Below are 22,250 nucleotides of genomic sequence, written 5' to 3'. Positions count from 1 at the left end.
TTTGTAACTCAGATCACGAGCATTTTCACTTTAATTTTTGGGTGTCAGCACTTGCCATACATTCCAGCGACCTTGCTTCTCAATTTCCTGAATCAGCTGGTCTGCTACTTGTGCTTCTTGTGGGTATTTCACCTTATAATTTTTCAGCACCTGAACTGCATTCTTTTTATTTTCCATGGCAATGTAGTTGTTGGCCGCAGATAAGTAGGCTTCCTGAACACCAGCTTTCATGGCTTTTTCCAGATAAGGAATCGCTTCACGCTGACCGCCACCCTCAGACAGACCAAAACCGAACCAGAAGTTGGCTTCAGCATCATCCTGGTTCAATTTCAGAATACGCTGTGCATAAGCCAATGATTTAGTAGTATAGACTGAACCTAGGTCGAGATTACGCGCCATAACGCTGGCTTTAAATGCACGCATTAAAATATCGAAAGAGGCATTATTGTTGGCAGCTAAAGTATCGAGTTCCTGAGTGACACGTTTCAATTTCAGTTCAAAACCTCTACGTTCCTGACGGTCACTGAAACGTGGTGGATAGTGTCGTGCTTTACCTTCAACTAATTGCAAGAAATCATCAATTTCAGTGATATCAATTTCATTCGGCCCAGCTAAAGTCGCATAACGCATAGAACGCGTATTGCTGTTTACGGTTGGAATGATCAGACGATTCACATCAAGGGTAATTTTTTCTGATGGGTTATCAGCACGGTTCACCACCATTTTGGTGACAGGCGCAGCAGCAGCTTTCTGCAAGTGCACTTCAAATGGAGGTGGTTCGTTATAATTGAATGGATTTAATGCATAAAAGGGTGGGGTCAGTTCCGGCTCAGCGAACACCATTGCATTTTTAGGTGTGTCTTGCTTTGAGGATGGAGTTGAACATGCGGTCAATGCCAGCGCTGCGAAGCAGGCAAGTGCCAAAGGCTTAAATGTCATGGTATACATCCATTTATGTTATTTTGAAAAATTGTGAGATTGCATGTTCGTCAGTCTAAGAAAACTGTAGCGAACATGCAAGTTACGGCGTGTTACCGTTTTTGATCAGGCCTTAGACTGAGAAGTCTGTGCTTCGCACTCACGGCGAGCTTCTTCCAGAATCTTTAGATCTTCCTTGCTGAGCGGATGTTCATTCAGCTGGTTTTTCTTGAAAGTAGGGTCAAGCATAGATAAACGGTTACAAAGCATATTCATGCGTTTTTCATTTTGCTGAATACGGTCAAGTAGGACACGCATACCTTCAATAATCGGATCAGACTGATCTTGTGTCGTCGCATATGGCTGGAAACCAATACTTTCTGCATAATCACGACGACGAGCTTCAGCTTCATCTTTCGGCTGGTCTTTAGTAATAAACCGGGCAGGGTTACCGACCGCTGTGGTATTGGCCGGTACGGCTTTGGTTACAACAGCATTAGAACCGACCTTGGCATTTTTACCAACTGTAAACGGACCGAGAATTTTTGCGCCAGCGCCCACAACCACACCATCTTCCAGGGTTGGATGACGTTTGCCTTTATTCCAGGTCGTACCCCCCAAGGTTACACCGTGATAAAGAGTAACATCATCACCAATTTCAGCTGTCTCACCAATCACCACACCCATACCATGGTCAATAAAGAAACGGCGGCCAATCTTGGCACCCGGATGGATTTCAATTCCTGTAGCAAAACGGCTGAATGAGGATAAAGCACGTGCTGTGCCTTTACAGTCTTTGTTCCACAGTTCATGCGCCACACGATGCATCATCAGCGCGTGAATGCCAGGATATGTGGTCAAGACTTCCAGGGTGTTGCGTGCAGCAGGATCGCGCGCGAAGACAGCCTGTATATCCTCTTTGAGCTGTTTAAACATTAGATTTGATCCTTGTCCTGTTGGGTAGTGTGTGAAGATTTCTTCCAGGTGCCATTATTTAAGGCCTGAACCCGGCTGAAAATACCACGGAGTAAATGATATTCCATACGATCTAATTGTATACGTCCAAATAGGCGACGCAAGCGTAAAGGTAGCAATCGTGGATTTTTAGGATCCATAAACTCAATTTCTGCCAGCATTTTTTCTAAATGTGGATAGAACTGTTCCATCTGTTCATGATTCACCAGCGGTTCATCCCATTCCATTTCAATGCCATCAATGACCTGCATGGTGGCTTTAGCATCACGTGGATGTTCTACCTGATCCAATGCAGCCATACGCAGTTCATAGCAGATGACCTGAATTGCTTGTGCGACATTGAGTACACCGTAGTCAGTATTCACTGGAATAGTGAGGTGATAATTCGCCATTGCCAGTTCTTCATTGGTCAGGCCACGGTCTTCACGACCAAACAGAATCGCAATTTCCTGTTGCTCTTGCACGACCGCAGACAGCGCTTTTTCAGCCGCAGGACGCACATCCAGAAGAGGCCAGGGAATCGTGCGGCTACGTGCACTGGTTCCAAAAACGATCTGGCAATCTTTGATCGCGTCTTCCAGTGTCTCGACGATTTCAATCTGCTCGATCAGATCGGTCGCACCTGCAGCCAAGGCATCAATATCCGGATGTGGATAGGTTTTTGGTGCAACCAAAACCAGCTTGGACAGGCCCATAGTTTTCATGGCACGTAAAGCACTACCGATATTGGCAGGCAGGGTGGTATTAACCATGACAATACGCACATGGGAGAGATGTGCTGAAACAGCAGCATTGTCAATTTGACTCATGATGATTCCAATATAAATATTTTAAAGGTCAGAATTTATGAATATTGCGGCTGAGACTCGGCTTCATATTGCGCCAGGGCATCATCCATACTCATATCTGCAGGAGGAGGCTGCACTTCAACCGGCTTGGCTTCTTCATAAGACACCGCACGGGCAGCTTTAGATTTAACCTGATATTCAATATGCAAGGCAGCTTTACCAAAGTAGTCCCGTAATTTGACCAGCAGCTCATCCAACGGAGCAACTTTCCAGTTCAGGCCCAGATGCAGCTCAGTCGTTGCATAGTCATAATCCAGATAAAGAATGACTGGAATATGCGTACTCATATCCACATTGGTATATGGCATGAGAATCTGTTGCAGATCACGGCTGAGGGTTTTACTGTAATGTTCCGCTTGCAGGGTAATCTTGATGCTATTGGCTCGTTTCTGGCGGATTTCGTTCAGGCTAAAGGCTTTAGTCAGACGACCCATTGGACGGTCAAAACCTTCGCGCTCATAAATTTCGCCTTCAATTACCACCACTTGATCCACCTGAACGATGTCTTTAAAGCGGTTAAAACGTTCATGATTGGTCGAGACTTCAATCCGTGCCGTACCATCATCCAGCGTCACCATCATCCGGTTCGGAAAGTTGGCTACATCTACCACCAGGCCTGCAAATACCGTCGTCACACCACGGCGGGTTGGGGTCAGTTCATTGATCTGACACGGTACAAAAGCTTTCAGTTCATTACGGTAAACATCAATCGGGTGACCAGTCAGATATAGACCAAGCGTATCTTTTTCGCCTTTAAGGCGGACTTCATCGGACCACGGTTTGACTGGCTTAGAAGGTTTGCGTTGAACTTCTTCAACTTCACCAAACAGATCCATAATACCAGTTTCACGGTTTTGGCGAGCCTGATCCGCAGCCTGTACCGCTTCAGGGAGTTGTGCCATCAGGTCAGCACGCTCGATGCCCAAGCAATCCAAAGCACCGGCACGAATCAAGGCTTCCAAAGTCCGTTTATTGATTTTTTTCAGGTCAATACGATGGCAGAAGTCAAACAGGTCTTTATAGGGACCTTCTTTCTGACGGGATTCAATCACCGACTGCATAGCCGCTTCACCAACGCCTTTAATCGCTCCTAAGCCATAGACAATGGTTTTTTCATCAGTAGCATGGAACTGATAGATGGACATATTAACTGACGGTGGTAACACTTCCAGATTATTCTTGCGGCAGTCATCAATCAGGAATACCACGTTATCGGTATTCTGCATTTCCGAAGACATCACCGCTGCCAGGAACTCAGCCGGATAATGGGCTTTCAGCCATGCCGTCTGGTAAGCAACAAGAGCATAAGCTGCCGCATGCGATTTGTTAAAACCATAGCCGGCAAATTTTTCCATATAGTCGAAGATATGGTTAGCTGTGGCTTCATCAATATCTTTTTTCGCAGCACCTTCAATGAAGATTTTACGCTGCTTGACCATTTCCTCAGGCTTTTTCTTACCCATGGCACGACGCAGCAAGTCCGCGCCACCGAGGGTATAGCCGGCACAGAACTGTGCAGCCTGCATTACCTGTTCCTGATAGACCATAATCCCGTAAGTTGGCTCTAATACGCCTTCAAGCAGGGGATGCAGATATTCAAACTCACCGCCGTGCATACGATGGATAAAGTCAGGAATCAGGTCCATTGGACCCGGACGGTACAATGATACGAACGCGATAATCTCTTCAAATTTGCTTGGGCGAGCTTCTTTCAGCATCTTTTTCATGCCCACGGATTCAAACTGGAACACTGCCGTGGTATTGGCTTCGGCAAAGACCAGATAAGCATCTTTATCATCTAGCGGAATATAAGCAATATCCAGCGGTTTATCGCTTTGGATACGCTTATTGATATTCTTAACCGCATCTTCAATAACCGTCAGGTTACGCAGCCCCAGGAAGTCGAACTTCACCAGGCCGGCTGCTTCGACATCGTCCTTATCGAACTGGGCAACACGCGCAGTACCATCAGCATCACACATCACAGCTGAGTAGTCAGTCAGCTTGGTTGGTGCAATTACTACACCACCGGCATGTTTACCGGTATTCCGGGTAATACCTTCAAGCTTCAGCGCCATTTCCCAGATTTCAGAAGCATCGTCATAATCCGGATTGGAGGGATTGGTAACGACGTCTTTCAGTTGTGGCTCGGCTTCCAGAGACTCTTCCAGGCTTAAACCCAAAGGTTTGGTGGGAATCAGTTTGGAAATGCGATCAGCCAGACCATAGGATTTACCGAGGACACGTGCCACGTCACGAATTGCCCCTTTGGCCGCCATGGTACCGAAGGTCGCAATCTGGGAAACTGCTTCTCGGCCATAAGTACGCGCTACATAATCAATTACGCGGTCACGACCAGCGATACAGAAATCGACGTCAAAGTCAGGCATCGAAACACGTTCCGGGTTTAAGAAACGTTCGAATAGCAGGTCATAACGCAGTGGATCAAGGTCAGTAATTTTTAAACTGTAGGCTACAAGAGAACCGGCACCTGAACCACGGCCCGGACCTACCGGCACACCATTCCCTTTGGACCACTGAATGAAGTCCATTACGATCAGGAAGTAACCCGGGAAGCCCATGTCCAGAATAATCTTGATTTCAAAGGCCAGACGTTCATCATAAGGCTGACGGATTTCCGGCCAGTCCTCACCACGTTGTTCAGGGGGATACAGAAAGTCTAGGCGTTCTTCCAGACCGACTTCACATAAATGGGTAAAATAACTGCCTATGGTATGACCTTCCGGAATCGGATAGTCTGGCAGGTCATTAAAGCCTAAACGCAAGGTGACATTGCAGCGTCTTGCGATATGAAAGGTATTTTCAATCGCGGTTGGAATATCCGAGAAAAGCTCTGCCATTTCTGCTGAACTTTTAAAATACTGTTCAGGACTATAGGTTTTAGGACGGCGATTATCACCAAGTACATAACCATCGGCGATACAGACACGTGCTTCGTGCGCTTCAAAATCTTCGCGTGCAATAAAATGCACATCATTATGTGCGACTACACCGATATTATATTTTTTGGCGAGTTTGACCGCTTCTTCAATGAAAAGGTCTTCATTAGGACGACTGGTACGAGTAAGCGCTAAATATACGCGATTACCAAATTTCTCTACCCATTCTTGTAGTAAAGGTTCAGCCTTATCGGGATTTGAGGTAATCAGCATTTTGCCGACATCAGATTGCATACCCAGCAATACGATCATGTCATCGTGCTGCTTTAAGATCCAATCTTTTTGTACACAAGGAATATCCAGTTGCTGGCCGCTAATATAACCTTCAGAGACCAGTTCGGTCAGGTTGCGCCAGCCTTTATTGGTCATGGAAAGCAGGGTGACACGATGCTCGGCATCATTCAGGCGAATTTCAGAACCGAGAATTGGTTTGATGCCTTTATCCAGACATTTTTTATAGAATTTGACTGCGGCATGCAGATTAGACAAATCGGTTAGCGCGAGTGCTGGCATCTCGTCATTAGCAGCAGCTTTGACCAGGTCCGGTATCCGTACGATGGATTCAGTAATCGAAAATTCTGTATGAATACCAAGATGAACAAAGTGCATAAATGAGTCCCTGCTAAAACCACTCGATAGTTTAGCACGGGATTTATTGTTTCAGTTTGAAATTGAGGGGAAATGCTGAACTTTTAGATTGTGAATTAGAATTGACTTAAAGTCATGTTTATCATTTTATCGGAATAGAACTACGCACCCAAATTAAATTTGTATGAGGCGACATGGATGTCGCCGTTGGCTTGTGATACAGGTACGTATCATCAAGCCAACAGAAGATTTTTGTTACTTTTGATCTTTCAAAAGTAACAAAAGAATTTTAAGTATCAGTAAGTTTATTCATGAAGTTATTTGAAAATTAGAATTTCATTATTTTTACTTTAATTTAAATTTTGAGTAGTTATGCCTTACTTTTGACGGGCCAAAAGTAACAAAACTCCTTTGTTGATCTGATGGCACTTCCATGTGCCACAGATCAACGGCAGCATCCATGCTGCTAAGTCATGTATCAAATGTTCGCTTCGATGTTTAAGATGCAGATATTTTATGGGTAGAAAATAAAACCCTCAAAAAGAGGGCTTTATTTACTTAGGAATTTAGCTTAACGCAGTCGAGATAACCAGTCACCCACACTCTGTACAATCTGTACCAGAATCAATAATACAATGACAGTCATGATCACCACTGAGGTATCAAAACGCTGATAACCATAAGAAATCGCCAGATCACCAATACCGCCAGCACCGACAGCACCTGCCATTGCGGTAGCTCCAATCAGACTGATGGTGGCAGTCGTAAGATTCAGAATCAGCGAACTACGCGCTTCCGGCAGAATAAACTTGAAAATAATTTGCATTGGTGTTGCACCCATGGCTTGGGCAGATTCAATAATGCCTTCATTTACTTCCAGAAGAGAAGTTTCCACCAGACGGCCGATATAAGGACCGACATAAATAGTTAGAGGTACAATCGCTGCCCAAGTCCCGATTGAAGTGCCGACCAAAAACTTGGTTAGTGGAATCACTGCGATCAGCAAAATAATAAATGGCAGAGAACGCAGTGCATTTACAATCGGATTTAGACCATGATAAATCACACGGTTTGGTAAAATTCCATTTGGACGAGTAACTAATAGAGTAATCGCCTGAATAAAACCCCAGATACAACCAAACAGCATCGCGAAGAACACCATATGGAAAGTTTCTTGCAGTGCGGTCATGAACTGGTCCATCGACAGCGAGCTTTTCCAGAAAGGCGCAGTGATCGTAGTAAGCCACTGTACAATTAAGTCTCTCATTCCTGTACTCCTGCCTGATCTACCTGTACGCCGTTATCTCGGAGATATTGTATTGCAGCTGTAATTTGCGCGGGATCACCGAGAAGCTGGATAAACATCTGTCCAATCACCGAACCATTAATTTCAGTCATATTGGCAAACAGGATATTCAAACTGATATCAAACTGTTTGATAACGCCCTGAATCACAGTTTCCTGCGCTGAGCTACCCAGGAACTTTAAACAATAAATACTTTGATGATTCTGATTTTCCAGATTCGTCAGAATATTTACGGGCAAGTTTTGCTGTAGGACGGTTTGAATAAAGTTTTTCGTGGTCGGATGCTGAGGCTGACTGAAAATCTGTAGGGTAGAGCCAGTTTCAATCACATCACCTTTTTCCATGACTGCCACATAATCACATACAGTTTCAATCACATCCATTTCATGAGTGACCATCACAATCGTAATGCCTTGTTCCTGATTAATGCGTTTCAGCAGTTGCAGTACAGACTTGGTGGTTTGCGGATCGAGAGCTGAGGTTGCTTCATCACATAACAAGATCTTTGGATGATTCGCTAAGGCACGGGCAATACCGACACGCTGCTTCTGACCGCCAGAAAGTTCATCTGGAAAAGCATTGCGTTTATGTTTTAAATCAATAAAGTCCAGCAATTCTTCAAGACGCTTTTCCCGTTCAGCTTTACTCCAGCCAAGCAGTTTCATTGGCATTTCAATATTGGCAGCCAGAGTTTTGGTCTGCATCAGGTTAAAGTGCTGGAAAATCATGCCAATCTGGGTACGTTCCTGACGCAATGATTTGGCATCCAAAGCAGTAAAATCTGTACCATTAATTATTACCCGGCCCGAAGTTGGTCGTTCCAGCAGGTTAATCAGGCGAATCAGGGTACTTTTACCAGCACCACTATAGCCAATAATACCAAAGATACTGCCAGTCGGAATCTGCAGGTTGATCCGGTTCAGAGCATGTAAGGTCTGACCCTTCAGCTCGTACTGTTTGGAGATGTCTTTAAATTTAATCATAGTGTCAAATACTGCATCACGAATAAAAAAACAGGCAAGTTATCCTTGCCTGTTTTGAGTATTGATTATTGTATTACTTTGCTTCGGTCAAATAAGTTACCGGTTTGTTTACCGCAACCTTTGTACCGCCAAAGTGTTCATCAACATAGGCTTTCACAGCAGGAGTATGATACAACTGGCCAACTTTTTGAAGTACAGGATCATTTTGACGATCGGCTGCAACTGCTAAAACGTTCACGTTCATTTTAGTGCTTTGATCAATGGCTTCATAGTAGATTGCATCTTTCAATACGTTCAGACCACCTTCCATTGCCAGGGTATTACCTAAAACAATCGCATCGACTTCGTCTTTTACACGTACTGCTGTTGCCATTTGAATCGGCTTGATCACGATCTGTTTCGCATTTTCAGTGATGTCAGCAGGCGTACCTTTAACCAGATCAAAGTTCGGTTTAAGTTTTACCAAACCCGCAGATTGCAATAATAACAGTGCACGTGATTCATTTGCGCCGTCATTTGGAATGGCAATCGTAGCGCCAGTTTTAAAGTCTTCTACTTTTTTTACTTTGCTTGAGTAAATCCCCATTGGCTCAAGATAAGTCGTAGAAAGTGGAGCAATCTTTTGTGTATTAGCGTCGTTATAAGCCACCATATAGGCATAAGACTGGAATGCGTTAACATCAATTTCTTTATTGGCAACAGCAGTGTTCATCGACACATAGTCAGTGAAGTTTTTTACATCCAGCTTGATGCCAGCTTGCTTGGTTTCAGGCAAAGTTGAAATGTAACGCCATACGTCAGCATCTGAACCAGTCGATGCCATAGTAACCGTTTGCAATTCACCTGAATCTTTGTTTTGTGCTGCGTCCGTTGCAGGCGCTTCTTGTTTTCCGCATGCAGTTAAAGTCAGTACAGATGCGCTGAGTAAAACGCCAAGTAGCTTTTTCATAAAGATGTCCTAATTCTCGTGTTGCCTAAAGTATATGCATTTTAAGATCATGTTAAAGTGGAGTTTTATTACACTTTCAGCTGACCTTAGATCGAGTCGCATGTGGCTCCGGCAGGGAAAATGCAAATGTACTGCAATAGTTCACGTTAGTTTGATCGGTTTAGAGTTCACCAAACGCTATATACTTTTTCTATTTGGAGAGAGTAAATAGAGGTTATTTAAAGATATAGTCGTAAATGATGCTCTGGATGGGCGCAATCATAGCAATTATTGTTTATTCAATATAGTGAATAAAAAGTATTTATTTATCTTTTTAATAGAATATAAATTAGATGAAAATGATCAAAATATTAATGAATACAATATATTATTTTTATTGAAGATAAGCCAAAATTCCAAACCGTTTAAATATTGATCTTTATAAGATTTTATCCAATAGAAATCATAAAAATGAATAAATATGATAAATCCATCAGCTCATTAAGCTACTGAAAGATCTTTTTTAATGAATGATTAAGGAGGACTTAAATCAACTCTTATTTACTTGAATAATTGCTTTGATCGATCTCATACAACACATGCCAACATAAAGGGTGATCTTCCGGCAACTTTGGATGCTGAAATTCTTGAATCTTTACCATGCCTATCTTTTTCATCACAGCCTCAGATGGGGTATTTGATTTGGCAGTAAATGACACAACTTTATCTAGGTTTAAATTATTAAAGGCATAATCTAGGATTGCATGTGCACCTTCAGTGGCATAACCCTGATGCCAATACTCTTTTGCAAGTCGCCAGCCAATTTCAATACAGGGCGAAAACTCAAACAAATCAGGCTGTGGTTGCAGGCCAATAAAACCAATAAATTCTTTAGTCTCTTTTAGCTCAACTGCCCATAAACCCCAACCATGCAGATCAATCTGCCGAGTCACTTTTTCGATAAATCGTAAACTTTGTTCAGGTGTCAATGGGGAGGGAAAATAACGCATCACATCCTCATCTGCACACATTTGGATAAATGGGGCAGTATCGGAATCTTGCCATTGGCGCAGGATAAGGCGAGGGGTCTCAATTTTAATATCCATATGGAATCTAAATCTGCAAAAGCAAAAGGTTTATATGTATTATAAATTTATCTACATAAAAAATAATTTTTCATTGGGTTTTACATGTCTAAACAGCAGATTGGTGTTGCAGAAATTTTAAAAAAATTAAATGAATATGAATTGATTTCGAATGATCATGCAATCTTTTTTAGGGGACATTCAAATAAAGACTATAAGCTTGAGCCTTATATTTATCGTGATGGAATCATAAAAAATGAGCATATTATTTTTAAAGAGTTACTGCTTAGGTGTCCACAGGATTTTGAACATTGTAAAACTACATTCGAATTTTTGGTAAAAATGCAGCATTACTCACTGCCAACACGTTTACTGGATATAACAACAAACCCATTAATTGCTTTATATTTTGCATGTCAATCTAAGTCAAAGAATGATGCAGAATTGATTGTTTTTAAAGTACCTAAATCGTCTATCAAATATTATGACAGTGATACTGTTAGTATCTTATCTAATTTAAGCCGTATTTCTTACGATTTTTGGATAACTCCGAATATAGATACAGACCTAATGTTTCTCGATGATGGGTATGATGAAATGTGGGTGGAGTTTAACTCCCAATACCATGTTAAGAAGTTGGTTTACGAAATCCAGAGTGAAAAACCTCATTTCGAACCACGTATAGAGCCAAATGTTCTCTCCAAGGTTTTATGTGTAAAACCTAAAATGGATAATCAACGTGTGATTCGACAAGATAGCGCATTTTTCTTATTTGGGATTGATAATTTTAAGAAAGACAAACCTGCAAAATTAAATGATAGTTTAATTTTGACTAAGAATAAAAAAATTATTATTCCGCATAGTGATAAAGCAAGAATAATTGGGCAACTTGAAATTTTGGGGATTACCGAAGCAACTATTTTTCCAGAAATTGAAAAAGTAGCTAGTTACATTAAGCAGATATATAGTAAATAAAGAAAACCCCGCACTCAGCGGGGTTTTTACTAATTTAAATATAGATTAAGCATTTTCACGTGCAATTGCGCGGTAACCAATATCTTTACGGTATTGAACGCCGTCAAACGTTACTTTTTGGCACAGCTCTAATGCTTTGGCTTGAGCTTCACCAATGGTATTACCTAATGCAGTCACACAAAGAACACGACCACCAGCAGTGACGATGTCACCATTCTCAAGCGCTTTTGTACCTGCATGGAAGACTTTCGCATCTGCCATTTCAGTGTCTAAACCTGAAATCACATCGCCATTACTAGACGTTTCAGGGTAGCCACGAGATGCAAGCACGATACCGACAGTTTTACGTTCATCCCATTCAGCTTCCGTAGGAAGATTACCTTCGATACCTGCTTGAACCAAATCAACTAATGATGATTTTAAACGCATCATGATTGGCTGAGTTTCAGGGTCACCAAAACGACAGTTAAACTCGATCACTTTAGGTTGACCTTGTTCATCAATCATCAAACCAGCGTATAAGAAACCTGTATATACATGACCGTCTTTCTTCATGCCTTCAACAGTTGGACGCATCACTTCATTCATTGCTTTTTCAAAAACGTCTGAAGTTACAACAGGAGCAGGAGAGTAAGCACCCATACCGCCAGTGTTTGGACCTTGGTCGCCTTCAAAAATACGCTTGTGGTCTTGTGAAGTGGCCATCGGCAAGATGTTGTCACCATCAATCATACAAATGAAAGATGCTTCTTCACCTGCAAGGAATTCCTCAATCACAACACGAGAACCTGCATCACCAAATTTGTTGCCAGCCAACATGTCATCAATGGCATCGAATGCTTCTTGATTGGTCATTGCAACGATCACGCCTTTACCCGCAGCAAGCCCATCCGCCTTGATCACGATTGGCGCACCATTTTTCTCAACAAATGCTTTCGCTGCATCAACTTCCGTGAACACGTCATAGAAAGCCGTTGGAATGTTATGGCGTTTTAAGAAGTGCTTCGCAAATGCTTTAGAGCCTTCCAGTTGTGCAGCAAATTGCGTTGGACCCCAAATTTTTACACCCGCTTCACGACAAGCATCCACAACACCATTTACAAGCGGTGCTTCTGGGCCGACAATAATCAGTTCAACTGCATTGTTTTTGGCAAAATCAATAATCGCAGGGTTGTCGAGAATGTCTAAAGCGACATTTTCACATTTATTTTCAGTTGCAGTACCTGCATTACCTGGCGCTACAAAAACTTTTGTAACTTGATCGTCTTGTGCGATTTTCCACGCCAATGCATGCTCACGACCGCCACTACCCAAAACTAAAATGTTCATCTTTAGAATAATCCTCGAAAATGAAATTCCCAAAGCCTAATTCGGCTTAAAAATCATTAACATCTTAACGCAAGATGCAAATCAATACAGACATAATAAACCCCCCTTATAGAAAGGAGGGCTTATTTTTAAATTTTACAACTTAGTGGCGGAAATGGCGCATGCCAGTGAACACCATGGCAATACCAGCTTCGTCAGCTGCTGCAATCGTTTCTTCGTCACGCATAGAACCACCCGGTTGAATGATGCATTTGATACCTGCTTTAGCAGCGTTATCAATACCATCACGGAATGGGAAGAATGCATCAGATGCCATTACTGCACCTTCAACCACTAAGCCTGCATGCTCAGCTTTGATCGCAGCAATACGAGCAGAGTTAACACGGCTCATTTGGCCAGCGCCCACACCGATCGTTTGGCGGTTTTTCGCATAAACAATTGCATTAGACTTCACGTATTTCGCTACTTTCCAGGCAAAGATCATGTCGTCAATTTCTTGTTCAGTTGGTGCGCGTTTAGTCACAACTTTAAGATCATCTTTCGTAATCATGCCTAAGTCTTGATCTTGAACTAACAAACCGCCGTTTACGCGTTTGTAGTCAAGTTGTGCAGCACGTTCGTCAATCTTCGGAAGTTCGCCACATACTAGTACGCGTACATTCTTCTTCGCACCAGTGACTTCAAGCACGCCTTCAGCAACGCTAGGAGCGATGATTACTTCAACAAATTGACGGTCAACAATTGCTTGAGCAGTTTCAACATCTAATTCACGGTTGAATGCAATAATGCCACCGAATGCAGATTCAGGGTCAGTTGCATAAGCCAAGTCATAAGCAGTTTTGATACCGTCTAAAGATACTGCAACGCCACATGGGTTGGCATGTTTAACGATGACACAAGCAGGCTTCGCAAATGATTTAACACATTCAAGTGCAGCGTCTGTGTCCGCAATGTTGTTATAAGAGAGTTCTTTACCTTGTAACTGTTTTGCAGTTGAAACAGAAGCTTCAGTTGCAGCTGGATCTACATAGAATGCAGCAGACTGATGCGGATTTTCACCGTAACGTAAGTCTTGAGCTTTGTTCAATTGTGTATTGAAAGTACGCGCGAATTTGTCAGCCTGACCTTCCTCGACACCTACGCGAGCGCCTAAGTAAGATGCGATCATACCATCGTATTGCGCAGTATGTTCAAATGCTTTCACTGCCAGGTCAAAACGGGTTGCATAAGATAAAGCACCCTCAGCTTTAAGCTCAGCAATTACCGTTGCGTAGTCAGATGCATTCACTACGATACCGACAGAAGCATGGTTTTTTGCAGCAGCACGAACCATAGTTGGACCACCGATGTCGATATTTTCGATCGCATCAGCAAGTGAACAGTTTGGTTTTGCTACAGTCGCAGCAAATGGATACAGGTTAACAACAACAAGATCGATCGCATCGATGTTGTGTTCAGCCATCACTGCTTCGTCTAGACCACGACGGGCCAGAATGCCGCCATGAATTTTTGGATGTAGTGTTTTAACACGGCCGTCCATCATCTCTGGGAAACCAGTGTGCTCTGAAACTTCAACTACAGCGATATTATTGTCTTTCAACAATTTATATGTACCGCCAGTAGATAAAATTTCTACCCCTAGAGCAGCAAGGTTTTGTGCAAATTCGACAATACCGGTTTTGTCGGAAACAGAGATTAAAGCGCGTTTAATAGTCATGATCTTCGTCACAGTTACCAAGGAACAGATTAAATCTAAATAGCTAATTTACAGTCAAAAAAAATGCCTGCGATTAACGCAAGCATTTTATCATTTATTCACTCATTAAACCGTGTGCTTTTAACTTTTTACGCAAAGTACCGCGGTTTAAGCCGAGAATTTCAGCAGCGCGGGTCTGGTTACCACGCGTATATTCTAGAACTACAGATAGAAGAGGCTTCTCCATTTCTGCCAGCACCATGTCATACACCTGAGAAGGTTGTTCGCCTTGCAGTTGTGCAAAATAGTGGCGAACTGCGCGATCTACGTGAATACGAAGAGCGACATCAGATTGTGCAGTAAAAATAGGAGATTTGCTATTCATGCGAATTAATCCGAAAAATCAAATACCACTTGGGTAAAGTGATATATAAAAGTGGTCTATAAATTAAATGAGCTTCTGTTTTAGATCCTAAAACAGAAGCTCTAAAACATGGTCATTACATTGAGCATGTAGCTTGACACATCTCAGCCAGTTGGTCGAAATATAAGCGTAACAATTGTTAAATTTTTGTTACCGACCAAAAATCAAACAAAAAAATCTGCATGATACGCAATAAGTGTTAGAGCGCATTAGCAAGACTGAATTTGTTGTGAAAAATTAGCGAAGAGTTGGCAGCACATAGCTTTCGTGGCGCGTATAATACCATTGTCTACAAAAAAGTGAGCAAGAAAACTGCATTTTTTTTTAGTTTTTTTATCTTTTTTGATAGTTTTTTTCAATATCAAGGACGAATTATTTCTAAACTATAGCTATCGAAACTTTTTCGCTTGACTGGAACCTGAAAGTCGAATTTAAAAGGACTATTTTTTGGAATACGCTGGATGCTCACTAAACTTTCAATCAGGTATTCTGACGGTGAAAGCGTATAGGAAGCAGTAATCACCCCATTGTCTTTTAAGTCGAGACGCAAAACTGGCATGGCCAGGCTGCGGTCATGATAATTGATCAGTTCACCTGTAAACCGGGTTTGCTTCGAATCTGATGCCGTGACTTTAACATTCCTGGTATTAATCAGGTCGTAATGCTCTTCCATATTAGAACAGTTGAATACATCACAAACAGCATTAAACGCTGTACCCATCATATGACTATTCTTTAAGTACTGTGGATTAAACCAGAAGAACTGAAAAACCAATATGCCGAGTAACAATACATTTATTGCTGTCCAGCCAATATATTGCAAGATAGAGCGCTGACTTCTGTCATCTGTATCTTCTTCCCAGTTCATGGCTGGAAGGGCACTGATGGGCTCGGTACTAAAATAGTTCAGATTATTCAAATAGGTTTTGAGATCAATATTCGAGTTTTCAACTTTTTCATCAAAAATATGTAGAAGATTGTTGAGGCGAGAAGAAATCTTGCTGTTATATAAGTCTGCATCAAATTGTGATGTAGGTTGAGCTGGACTAAGAGACTCAACATTAGCTTCAGGGGGGATACCAGTGGCTGAAGGCTGAGGTTCGGTCACCAGATGAGAAAGTGCATTAAATGAGGTGGTGCATTTGGGACAGCAAACCATACCCTGAGCAATGGTTAACTGAGCAACCGTTACTTTGTAGATTGTGGAACAAGTCGGGCAGAGGGTTCGTTTATCACTCATACATTCACGCTTATTTAATTCTTATGGCGTTTACCAGAAATTCGACACCAGTATTCATCACGCTTCGCTACTTCTAATATATCAAAATGATTAGAGTAAATGCTAGTAACATCAGTAACTTGTTCTTCAATAACACCCGCAAGTGCAAATTCACCCTCAGCTTTTACCAATTCTGCAAAGTTGAGCAACCGTTACTTTGTAGATTGTGGAACAAGTCGGGCAGAGGGTTCGTTTATCACTCATACATTCACGCTTATTTAATTCTTATGGCGTTTACCAGAAATTCGACACCAGTATTCATCACGCTTCGCTACTTCTAATATATCAAAATGATTAGAGTAAATGCTAGTAACATCAGTAACTTGTTCTTCAATAACACCCGCAAGTGCAAATTCACCCTCAGCTTTTACCAATTCTGCAAAGTGCGGTTCAAGCATCATCAGTGGACCTGCCAGGATATTGGCAACGAAAACATCTGCCTTTATTGCACCAAGCTCTTCGTTAAACTCTTCCGGTAAGCCTACATAAAGCCGATCAAGTACACCATTGAGTTCAGCATTTTGTTGGGTGGCCAAGACTGCTTGTGGATCAATATCGGTTGCATATGCTTTTTTCGCGCCAAGTAGCAGGGCAGCAACAGCCAAAATGCCTGAACCACAGCCATAGTCAATGACGATTTTGTCTTTGAGATCTGTTTTTCCCAGCCATTGCAGGCAAAGGAAAGTAGAGGCATGGTTGCCTGTACCAAAAGCCAGACCTGGATCGAGCTTGATATTTACTGCATTTGCTTCCGGTGGTTCCATCCATTCTGGCACAATCCAGAACTTATCAGAAATCTGAATTGGCTCATAAGCATCCATCCAGGTGCGTTCCCAAGCTTGATCTTCCAGAAATTCATGACGGATAGGCGCTTCAGGCATTTGTGCACGAATAAAGGTTTCGAGTGCGTCGACATCGATTTCTTCGCCTTCTTCTTGTGCATAAATACCGGTAACAATCACTTTATTCCACAACGGTGTTTCACCTGGAAGTGGTTCAAGTAAATCCTGATTTTCAGCATCATCCAGCGTCACGCTCACCGCACCCAGCGAGCTGAGTAATGTTTCAGTGAAATCAACCTGAGCCTGATCAACCGTAATATGAATTTGTAACCACTTCACAGAAATAACCTTATGTATATCTTTTCAAAAAGCTATTGTAACGGAAGTTCCGGTTTTTGTGCGGCTAGATTGCTGTGCAGGTGTAAATAAAAAAGGATGGCTGAGACATCCTTCTGAAGGTTTTAGACTTTATCTAATCTAGATTTGTCAGGGGTTTTTGTACCTGAAGCGGTGCAAGTCGATTCAGTAAAGTGCCAAAAACTGCAGCAAATATATACATAAAAATAGAATAAACTGCCGCTGGCATTGCTACTGCTGAGCTGCCAATCACGGTCAGGGCAATGGTCATCGCAAGGGTACTGTTATGAATGCCGATTTCAAAAGCACTGGCGCGGGCTTGAGCGCTATTAATGTTAAGGAGTCGTGGAACCAGATAGCCGATGCCAAGGCTGAGGATACAGAATAAGGCAGTTGCCAGTCCGACTTGAGTCAGATATTCACTGATATTGGCACGTTCCTTCACAATGGTTGCGACAATAATAAGAACCAGAAAAGTAATAGCAAAAATCCGCAGTGGTCGATTCAATTTTGCTGTCACACCTGGTGCATAATGACGAATCAGCATGCCAATCCCAACTGGAATCAGAATAATCGCAAAGACCTGCAGAATTTTGCCAAATTGCAGGCCAACTTGCTGACCATCCTGCATGAAGTGCAAGATCGAGAAGTTAATAATTAAAGGCAGGGTAATTGCAGCAATGACTGAGTTGATTGCTGTCAAAGTAATATTCAGTGCTAGATCACCTTTGAATAGGTAGCTAAACAGGTTGGCTGTGGCACCGCCTGGAGAAGCAGCCAAGAGCATCAAACCGACTGATAACAGTGGTGGTAAAGCTAGTAGTTTACATAGTGCAAAGGCGATTCCCACTAGGATAATCAGCTGACAGAAAAGTGCGATGAGTACAGCTTTAGGATGGCGGGTCACTCGGCTAAAGTCACGTGGGGTAAGTTCAAGACCAAGCCCCATCATAATGATCGCTAAAGCCAGTGGTAACAATATGGTAATAAAGCCAGAATCCATCTGTATACTCCTTATTTAAATGTCTTTTTTATCTATTTTTAAGTCCAGCATACAGAGGAAATTATGGTTTACATAGCGTGTTTACAAATCTGATAAACGATGCTTAGATTTCTGATAAATGATGCGTTGACGGCTCAGGATAATGCCAAAAAAGGTGGCAAGAGTGTACATGACAATAGTATAGATACCCGCAGGGATGGCAATAGTATTATTGCCTAATACGGTAATAGCGATAGTTATGGCAACAGCGGTATTATGAATGCCCACCTCAAAGGTACAAGCACGTGCCTGACGGTCTGGAATACCAAGCAGTAAAGGTAGGCAATAACCAATAAACAGGCTGGAAAAGCCAAAAATTACGGTCGCGATTCCGATGCTATTGAAATATTCCATCAGATTATGGCGTTCGCGTACGACTGCAAATACAAATAATGCAATGAGGAAGCCAATTGCGAAAATACGCATTGAGCGATTGACAGTGATTGTGAGCCTTGGGAATTTAGCCCGTAATGCCATACCGAAGATAACAGGAAGTAATATGATAAAAAATACCTGAACCATCTTCATGGCTGGCATAGTAATGGTATCGTCACTGCCCAGGAAAAAATGTAAGGATAAATTAATAATAAAAGGCAGGGTGAAGATCGATATAAAAGTATTAATTGTAGTCAGGGTGAAGTTAAGTGCCAAATCACCTTTATATAGGTAGCTGAACAGATTGGCAGTTGGTCCACCCGGAGAGGCTGCCAGCAGCATTAAACCCACAGCCAGTAGCGGCGGCAAATCCAATATGATACAGATCAGAAAAGCCAGACTGGTCAACAGGATCAGCTGGATAAATAAGGCAATAAAAATGACCTTAGGATAGTTGAGTACACGAATAAAATCCTTGACGCGTAATTCAAGTCCTAACCCCATCATTAAAATTGCCAGCAGTACCGGCAATAAAAAAACAAAAAATACCGAATCCATAGAATGTCCTTTTTATTATTGGATCTTCATTTTTAAATTAAGTTTAACGTAAATTATTAAATAATCAATAGAAAATGGGCAAAACCTCAATTTTGCCCATTTATTCTTTTATCACTTCAAAGAGGTTTATTTAGGTCGAGGAGGAGTGAAGCCCAAGGCACATTTACCACTAATTTCCTGACCATTAACGGTGGTTGTGGTGTTTCCAGAAGCGTCCTGGCAAGCACTGTAAATTTCAGCTTCATCACCCATTAAGGCTGTTTTGGAGTTGGAAAAAAACTGTGGTTCACAGGTTCCGTTCCAGATAATGCCACGATGAGCAAAAGTTACGGCATCACCAGCTGATTTGCCTTTACAGACTTTCTGATACAAATCTGGATTGTAAACCTTAGCAACCTTATCATTTGCAGTTGCCATGCCTGTTACTGATAGTGCACCGAGCATTATTGAAAATAATATTTTCTTATCCATTTATTTCACCTTTTTTCTTCGTGTGGCGTCAAATTTACATCTTAGAAAATACTCAGCTGCATACAATTGCGATCAGGTAACCAATACAAGCTCTATGTATTGATTTATCGGTGTTTTGCTAAAAAATGAAAGATTAAGTGACAATTAAGAAGGTTTATAAAAATACGATAGGGTGACCTTGAATTAATTCCACTGAATTTGTCAACTATTCTGCAATTTTTGCTATAATCTTCGGCTATCCTTTTTTAATCTCTCAAATACCACTATGCACTATCCTAAAGTATACGATGTCATTGTGATCGGTGGCGGTCACGCAGGTACGGAAGCAGCATTGGCTGCGGCGCGTATGGGTCGACAGACTTTACTCTTAACTCACAATATTGAGACTTTAGGGCAGATGAGTTGTAACCCAGCCATCGGTGGTATTGGTAAATCGCATTTGGTGCGTGAAATTGATGCCTTGGGCGGTGCAATGGCACTTGCTGCTGACAAAGGCGGTATTCAATTCCGTATTCTGAATTCACGTAAAGGTGCAGCAGTTCGTGCAACTCGTGCGCAGGCTGACCGTGTACGTTATAAAGCGGCCATTCGTGAAACTCTGGAAAACCAGGCGAATCTGGACATCTTCCAGCAAGCAGCAGACGACCTGATTGTTGAAGGTGATACCGTTAAGGGTGTCGTGACCCAAATGGGTATTCGCTTTGATGCTAAAACTGTGGTGTTAACTGCGGGTACATTCTTAGGTGGTGTGATTCACGTCGGTCTTGAAAAATCAAGCGGTGGTCGTGCAGGTGATCCACCATCAATTTCTTTAGCACATCGTTTACGTGAATTAAACTTACCTGTGGGTCGTTTAAAAACAGGTACACCACCACGTATTGATGCACGTTCAGTTGATTTCTCTGTAATGACACCACAGCCGGGTGATTTCCCATCTCCGACCATGTCATTCATGGGTGATGCTTCAATGCACCCTGAACAAGTGAACTGCTGGATTACACATACCAATGAAAAAACTCATGACATTATCCGTGGCGGTTTAGATCGTTCACCAATGTACACAGGTGTGATTGAGGGTGTAGGCCCACGTTATTGCCCATCAATTGAAGATAAAATTCACCGTTTTGCGGATAAAGACTCTCACCAAGTGTTCTTGGAGCCTGAAGGTTTGGATACGCATGAGTTGTATCCAAACGGTATTTCAACTTCACTTCCGTTTGATGTGCAGTTTGAATTGGTTCGCTCAATCCGTGGTATGGAAAATGCGCACATTCTTCGTCCAGGTTATGCAATCGAATACGATTATTTCAACCCGCAAGCGTTGAAATTCACGTTAGAAACCAAAGCGATTAACAACTTGTACTTTGCCGGTCAAATCAATGGTACAACAGGTTATGAAGAAGCAGGCGCACAAGGTTTACTTGCAGGCTTGAACGCTGCACGCCGTGCGTGGGATCAAGAGCAATGGACACCAAAACGTGATGAAGCGTACATGGGTGTACTTGTAGATGACTTGATTACACTAGGCACCAAAGAACCGTACCGTATGTTTACTTCACGTGCCGAATATCGTTTGATGCTTCGTGAAGACAATGCAGACCAACGTTTAACACCAGTCGGTCGTGAAATGGGTCTAGTGGATGATGAGCGTTGGGCGGCTTACTGCGAGAAAATGGAAGCGGTTGAACGTGAAACAGGTCGTTTACAACATCTTTGGGCAGCACCAAACAATCCAATGGGTAAAAAATTCGTTGAGATGACAGGTGCAGACCTTTCTAAAGAATGTTCAGCGATTGATTTGTTAAAACGTCCAAATATTACCTTTGCTCAAATTGCAGAATTAACAGGTTCTGACGTGTCAGCTCAGGTGGGCGACCAGATTGAGATTGCGGTGAAATATGAAGGTTATATTAACCGTCAGCACCAAGATGTTGCGCAAATGAAGCGTTTGGAAGAAACTAAGATTCCTGCTGATTTTAATTATGACATCGTTTCAGGTCTTTCTCGTGAAATTACCTTGAAGTTAAAAGATGTTCGTCCTGAAACGCTTGCACAAGCAAGCCGTATTCCGGGTGTAACCCCTGCGGCAGTTCAATTGGTGATGATTACGATTCGTAAGAATGCTCAAGCAAAGAAATCTGCTTAAGATTTTGTAGTAAAGAACCCGCTTAATGCGGGTTTTTTTATAAATAAAAGTTAATAATCACCGAGATGAATGATTCCATAGTTAAAAGCTACCAATAAAATAAATCATTGAAAAATAATAATATTGATAATTTTTCATCTAAAAATAGAATCACTGTCATTGTTTTTAAGTCTTATTTGGAGGTGAAAAAGCAAATCCTTACATTTCAAATCCTACCATTGTAGT

At 42.1% G+C, this 22,250-nt stretch carries 18 protein-coding genes and 1 pseudogene; 2 read left to right on the top strand and 17 right to left on the bottom strand.

The window, feature by feature from the left end; translation table 11 throughout:
- Positions 1–30: 30 nt before the first annotated feature.
- The 8 genes from C3420_RS03860 to C3420_RS03825 form a co-directional block, all read right to left on the bottom strand.
- Positions 31–939: an ABUW_2363 family tetratricopeptide repeat lipoprotein gene (locus tag C3420_RS03860; protein WP_004812606.1), complete on the bottom strand. Its 909-nt coding sequence runs from the start codon at positions 937–939 to the stop codon at positions 31–33.
- Positions 940–1,044: 105 nt separating this feature from the next.
- Complete coding sequence (cysE, locus tag C3420_RS03855) at positions 1,045–1,854, bottom strand: serine O-acetyltransferase (protein WP_004894357.1); 810 nt, start codon at positions 1,852–1,854, stop codon at positions 1,045–1,047.
- Positions 1,854–2,702 (bottom strand): RNA methyltransferase, encoded by an 849-nt coding sequence (locus tag C3420_RS03850; protein ID WP_004812609.1) that lies wholly within the window; start codon positions 2,700–2,702, stop codon positions 1,854–1,856. The genes cysE and C3420_RS03850 overlap by 1 nt, the downstream gene beginning before the upstream one ends.
- A 35-nt stretch (positions 2,703–2,737) precedes the next feature.
- Positions 2,738–6,310, bottom strand: a complete 3,573-nt coding sequence (gene dnaE / locus C3420_RS03845) for a DNA polymerase III subunit alpha (protein ID WP_103800765.1) — start codon at positions 6,308–6,310, stop codon at positions 2,738–2,740.
- A 550-nt stretch (positions 6,311–6,860) separates the two neighbouring features.
- A complete protein-coding gene (locus C3420_RS03840; RefSeq protein ID WP_103800764.1) occupies positions 6,861–7,556 on the bottom strand; it encodes a methionine ABC transporter permease in 696 nt (231 codons plus the stop codon).
- Positions 7,553–8,578, bottom strand: a complete 1,026-nt coding sequence (locus C3420_RS03835; RefSeq protein ID WP_103800763.1) for a methionine ABC transporter ATP-binding protein — start codon at positions 8,576–8,578, stop codon at positions 7,553–7,555. The genes C3420_RS03840 and C3420_RS03835 overlap by 4 nt, the downstream gene beginning before the upstream one ends.
- Before the next feature lie 73 nt (positions 8,579–8,651).
- Positions 8,652–9,527 carry a MetQ/NlpA family ABC transporter substrate-binding protein gene (locus tag C3420_RS03830; RefSeq protein WP_103800762.1) on the bottom strand — a complete coding sequence of 292 codons (876 nt, stop codon included), beginning with the start codon at positions 9,525–9,527 and terminating at the stop codon, positions 8,652–8,654.
- 536 nt (positions 9,528–10,063) lie between these two features.
- Positions 10,064–10,612, bottom strand: coding sequence for a GNAT family N-acetyltransferase (locus tag C3420_RS03825; protein WP_103800761.1), 549 nt, complete (start codon positions 10,610–10,612; stop codon positions 10,064–10,066).
- Positions 10,613–10,696: 84 nt separating this feature from the next.
- Here C3420_RS03825 and C3420_RS03820 point away from each other — a divergent pair, with 84 nt between their 5' ends.
- Positions 10,697–11,566, top strand: coding sequence for an FRG domain-containing protein (locus C3420_RS03820; protein ID WP_004894368.1), 870 nt, complete (start codon positions 10,697–10,699; stop codon positions 11,564–11,566).
- A gap of 45 nt (positions 11,567–11,611) precedes the next feature.
- Here the strand turns inward: C3420_RS03820 and purD are convergent, their stop codons facing one another.
- From purD to C3420_RS03775, 9 genes and pseudogenes are all read right to left on the bottom strand, one after another.
- Entirely contained in the window at positions 11,612–12,895 is a 1,284-nt protein-coding gene (gene purD / locus C3420_RS03815; protein ID WP_004812622.1) for a phosphoribosylamine--glycine ligase, read from the bottom strand.
- 142 nt (positions 12,896–13,037) lie between these two features.
- Positions 13,038–14,612 (bottom strand): bifunctional phosphoribosylaminoimidazolecarboxamide formyltransferase/IMP cyclohydrolase, encoded by a 1,575-nt coding sequence (gene purH, locus C3420_RS03810; RefSeq protein WP_004812624.1) that lies wholly within the window; start codon positions 14,610–14,612, stop codon positions 13,038–13,040.
- A gap of 94 nt (positions 14,613–14,706) precedes the next feature.
- Entirely contained in the window at positions 14,707–14,976 is a 270-nt protein-coding gene (fis, locus tag C3420_RS03805; RefSeq protein ID WP_001086304.1) for a DNA-binding transcriptional regulator Fis, read from the bottom strand.
- A 400-nt stretch (positions 14,977–15,376) separates the two neighbouring features.
- The gene (locus C3420_RS03800; protein WP_103800570.1) at positions 15,377–16,255 is read right to left on the bottom strand and encodes a DUF3426 domain-containing protein; all 879 of its coding nucleotides are present in this window, start codon (positions 16,253–16,255) and stop codon (positions 15,377–15,379) included.
- A gap of 14 nt (positions 16,256–16,269) precedes the next feature.
- Positions 16,270–16,434, bottom strand: a pseudogene (locus tag C3420_RS03795) (50S ribosomal protein L11 methyltransferase); the annotation flags it as partial.
- A gap of 78 nt (positions 16,435–16,512) precedes the next feature.
- Complete coding sequence (gene prmA, locus C3420_RS03790) at positions 16,513–17,415, bottom strand: 50S ribosomal protein L11 methyltransferase (protein WP_008305296.1); 903 nt, start codon at positions 17,413–17,415, stop codon at positions 16,513–16,515.
- A 133-nt stretch (positions 17,416–17,548) separates the two neighbouring features.
- Positions 17,549–18,436 (bottom strand): bile acid:sodium symporter family protein, encoded by an 888-nt coding sequence (locus tag C3420_RS03785; RefSeq protein WP_103800569.1) that lies wholly within the window; start codon positions 18,434–18,436, stop codon positions 17,549–17,551.
- A gap of 81 nt (positions 18,437–18,517) precedes the next feature.
- Positions 18,518–19,408, bottom strand: a complete 891-nt coding sequence (locus C3420_RS03780; RefSeq protein WP_004812632.1) for a bile acid:sodium symporter family protein — start codon at positions 19,406–19,408, stop codon at positions 18,518–18,520.
- 126 nt (positions 19,409–19,534) lie between these two features.
- The gene (locus tag C3420_RS03775) at positions 19,535–19,879 is read right to left on the bottom strand and encodes a hypothetical protein (protein WP_004894381.1); all 345 of its coding nucleotides are present in this window, start codon (positions 19,877–19,879) and stop codon (positions 19,535–19,537) included.
- 265 nt (positions 19,880–20,144) lie between these two features.
- Here C3420_RS03775 and mnmG point away from each other — a divergent pair, with 265 nt between their 5' ends.
- On the top strand, positions 20,145–22,025 hold the full coding sequence (gene mnmG, locus C3420_RS03770) for a tRNA uridine-5-carboxymethylaminomethyl(34) synthesis enzyme MnmG (protein WP_103800568.1): 1,881 nt from the start codon (positions 20,145–20,147) through the stop codon (positions 22,023–22,025).
- The last annotated feature ends 225 nt before the right edge of the window (positions 22,026–22,250 follow it).

Origin of the sequence: Acinetobacter sp. ACNIH3 (genome assembly GCF_002918965.1) — a bacterium.
In the GTDB taxonomy this organism is placed as follows: domain Bacteria; phylum Pseudomonadota; class Gammaproteobacteria; order Pseudomonadales; family Moraxellaceae; genus Acinetobacter; species Acinetobacter schindleri.
This window is presented reverse-complemented; position numbering and strand designations above follow the sequence as displayed.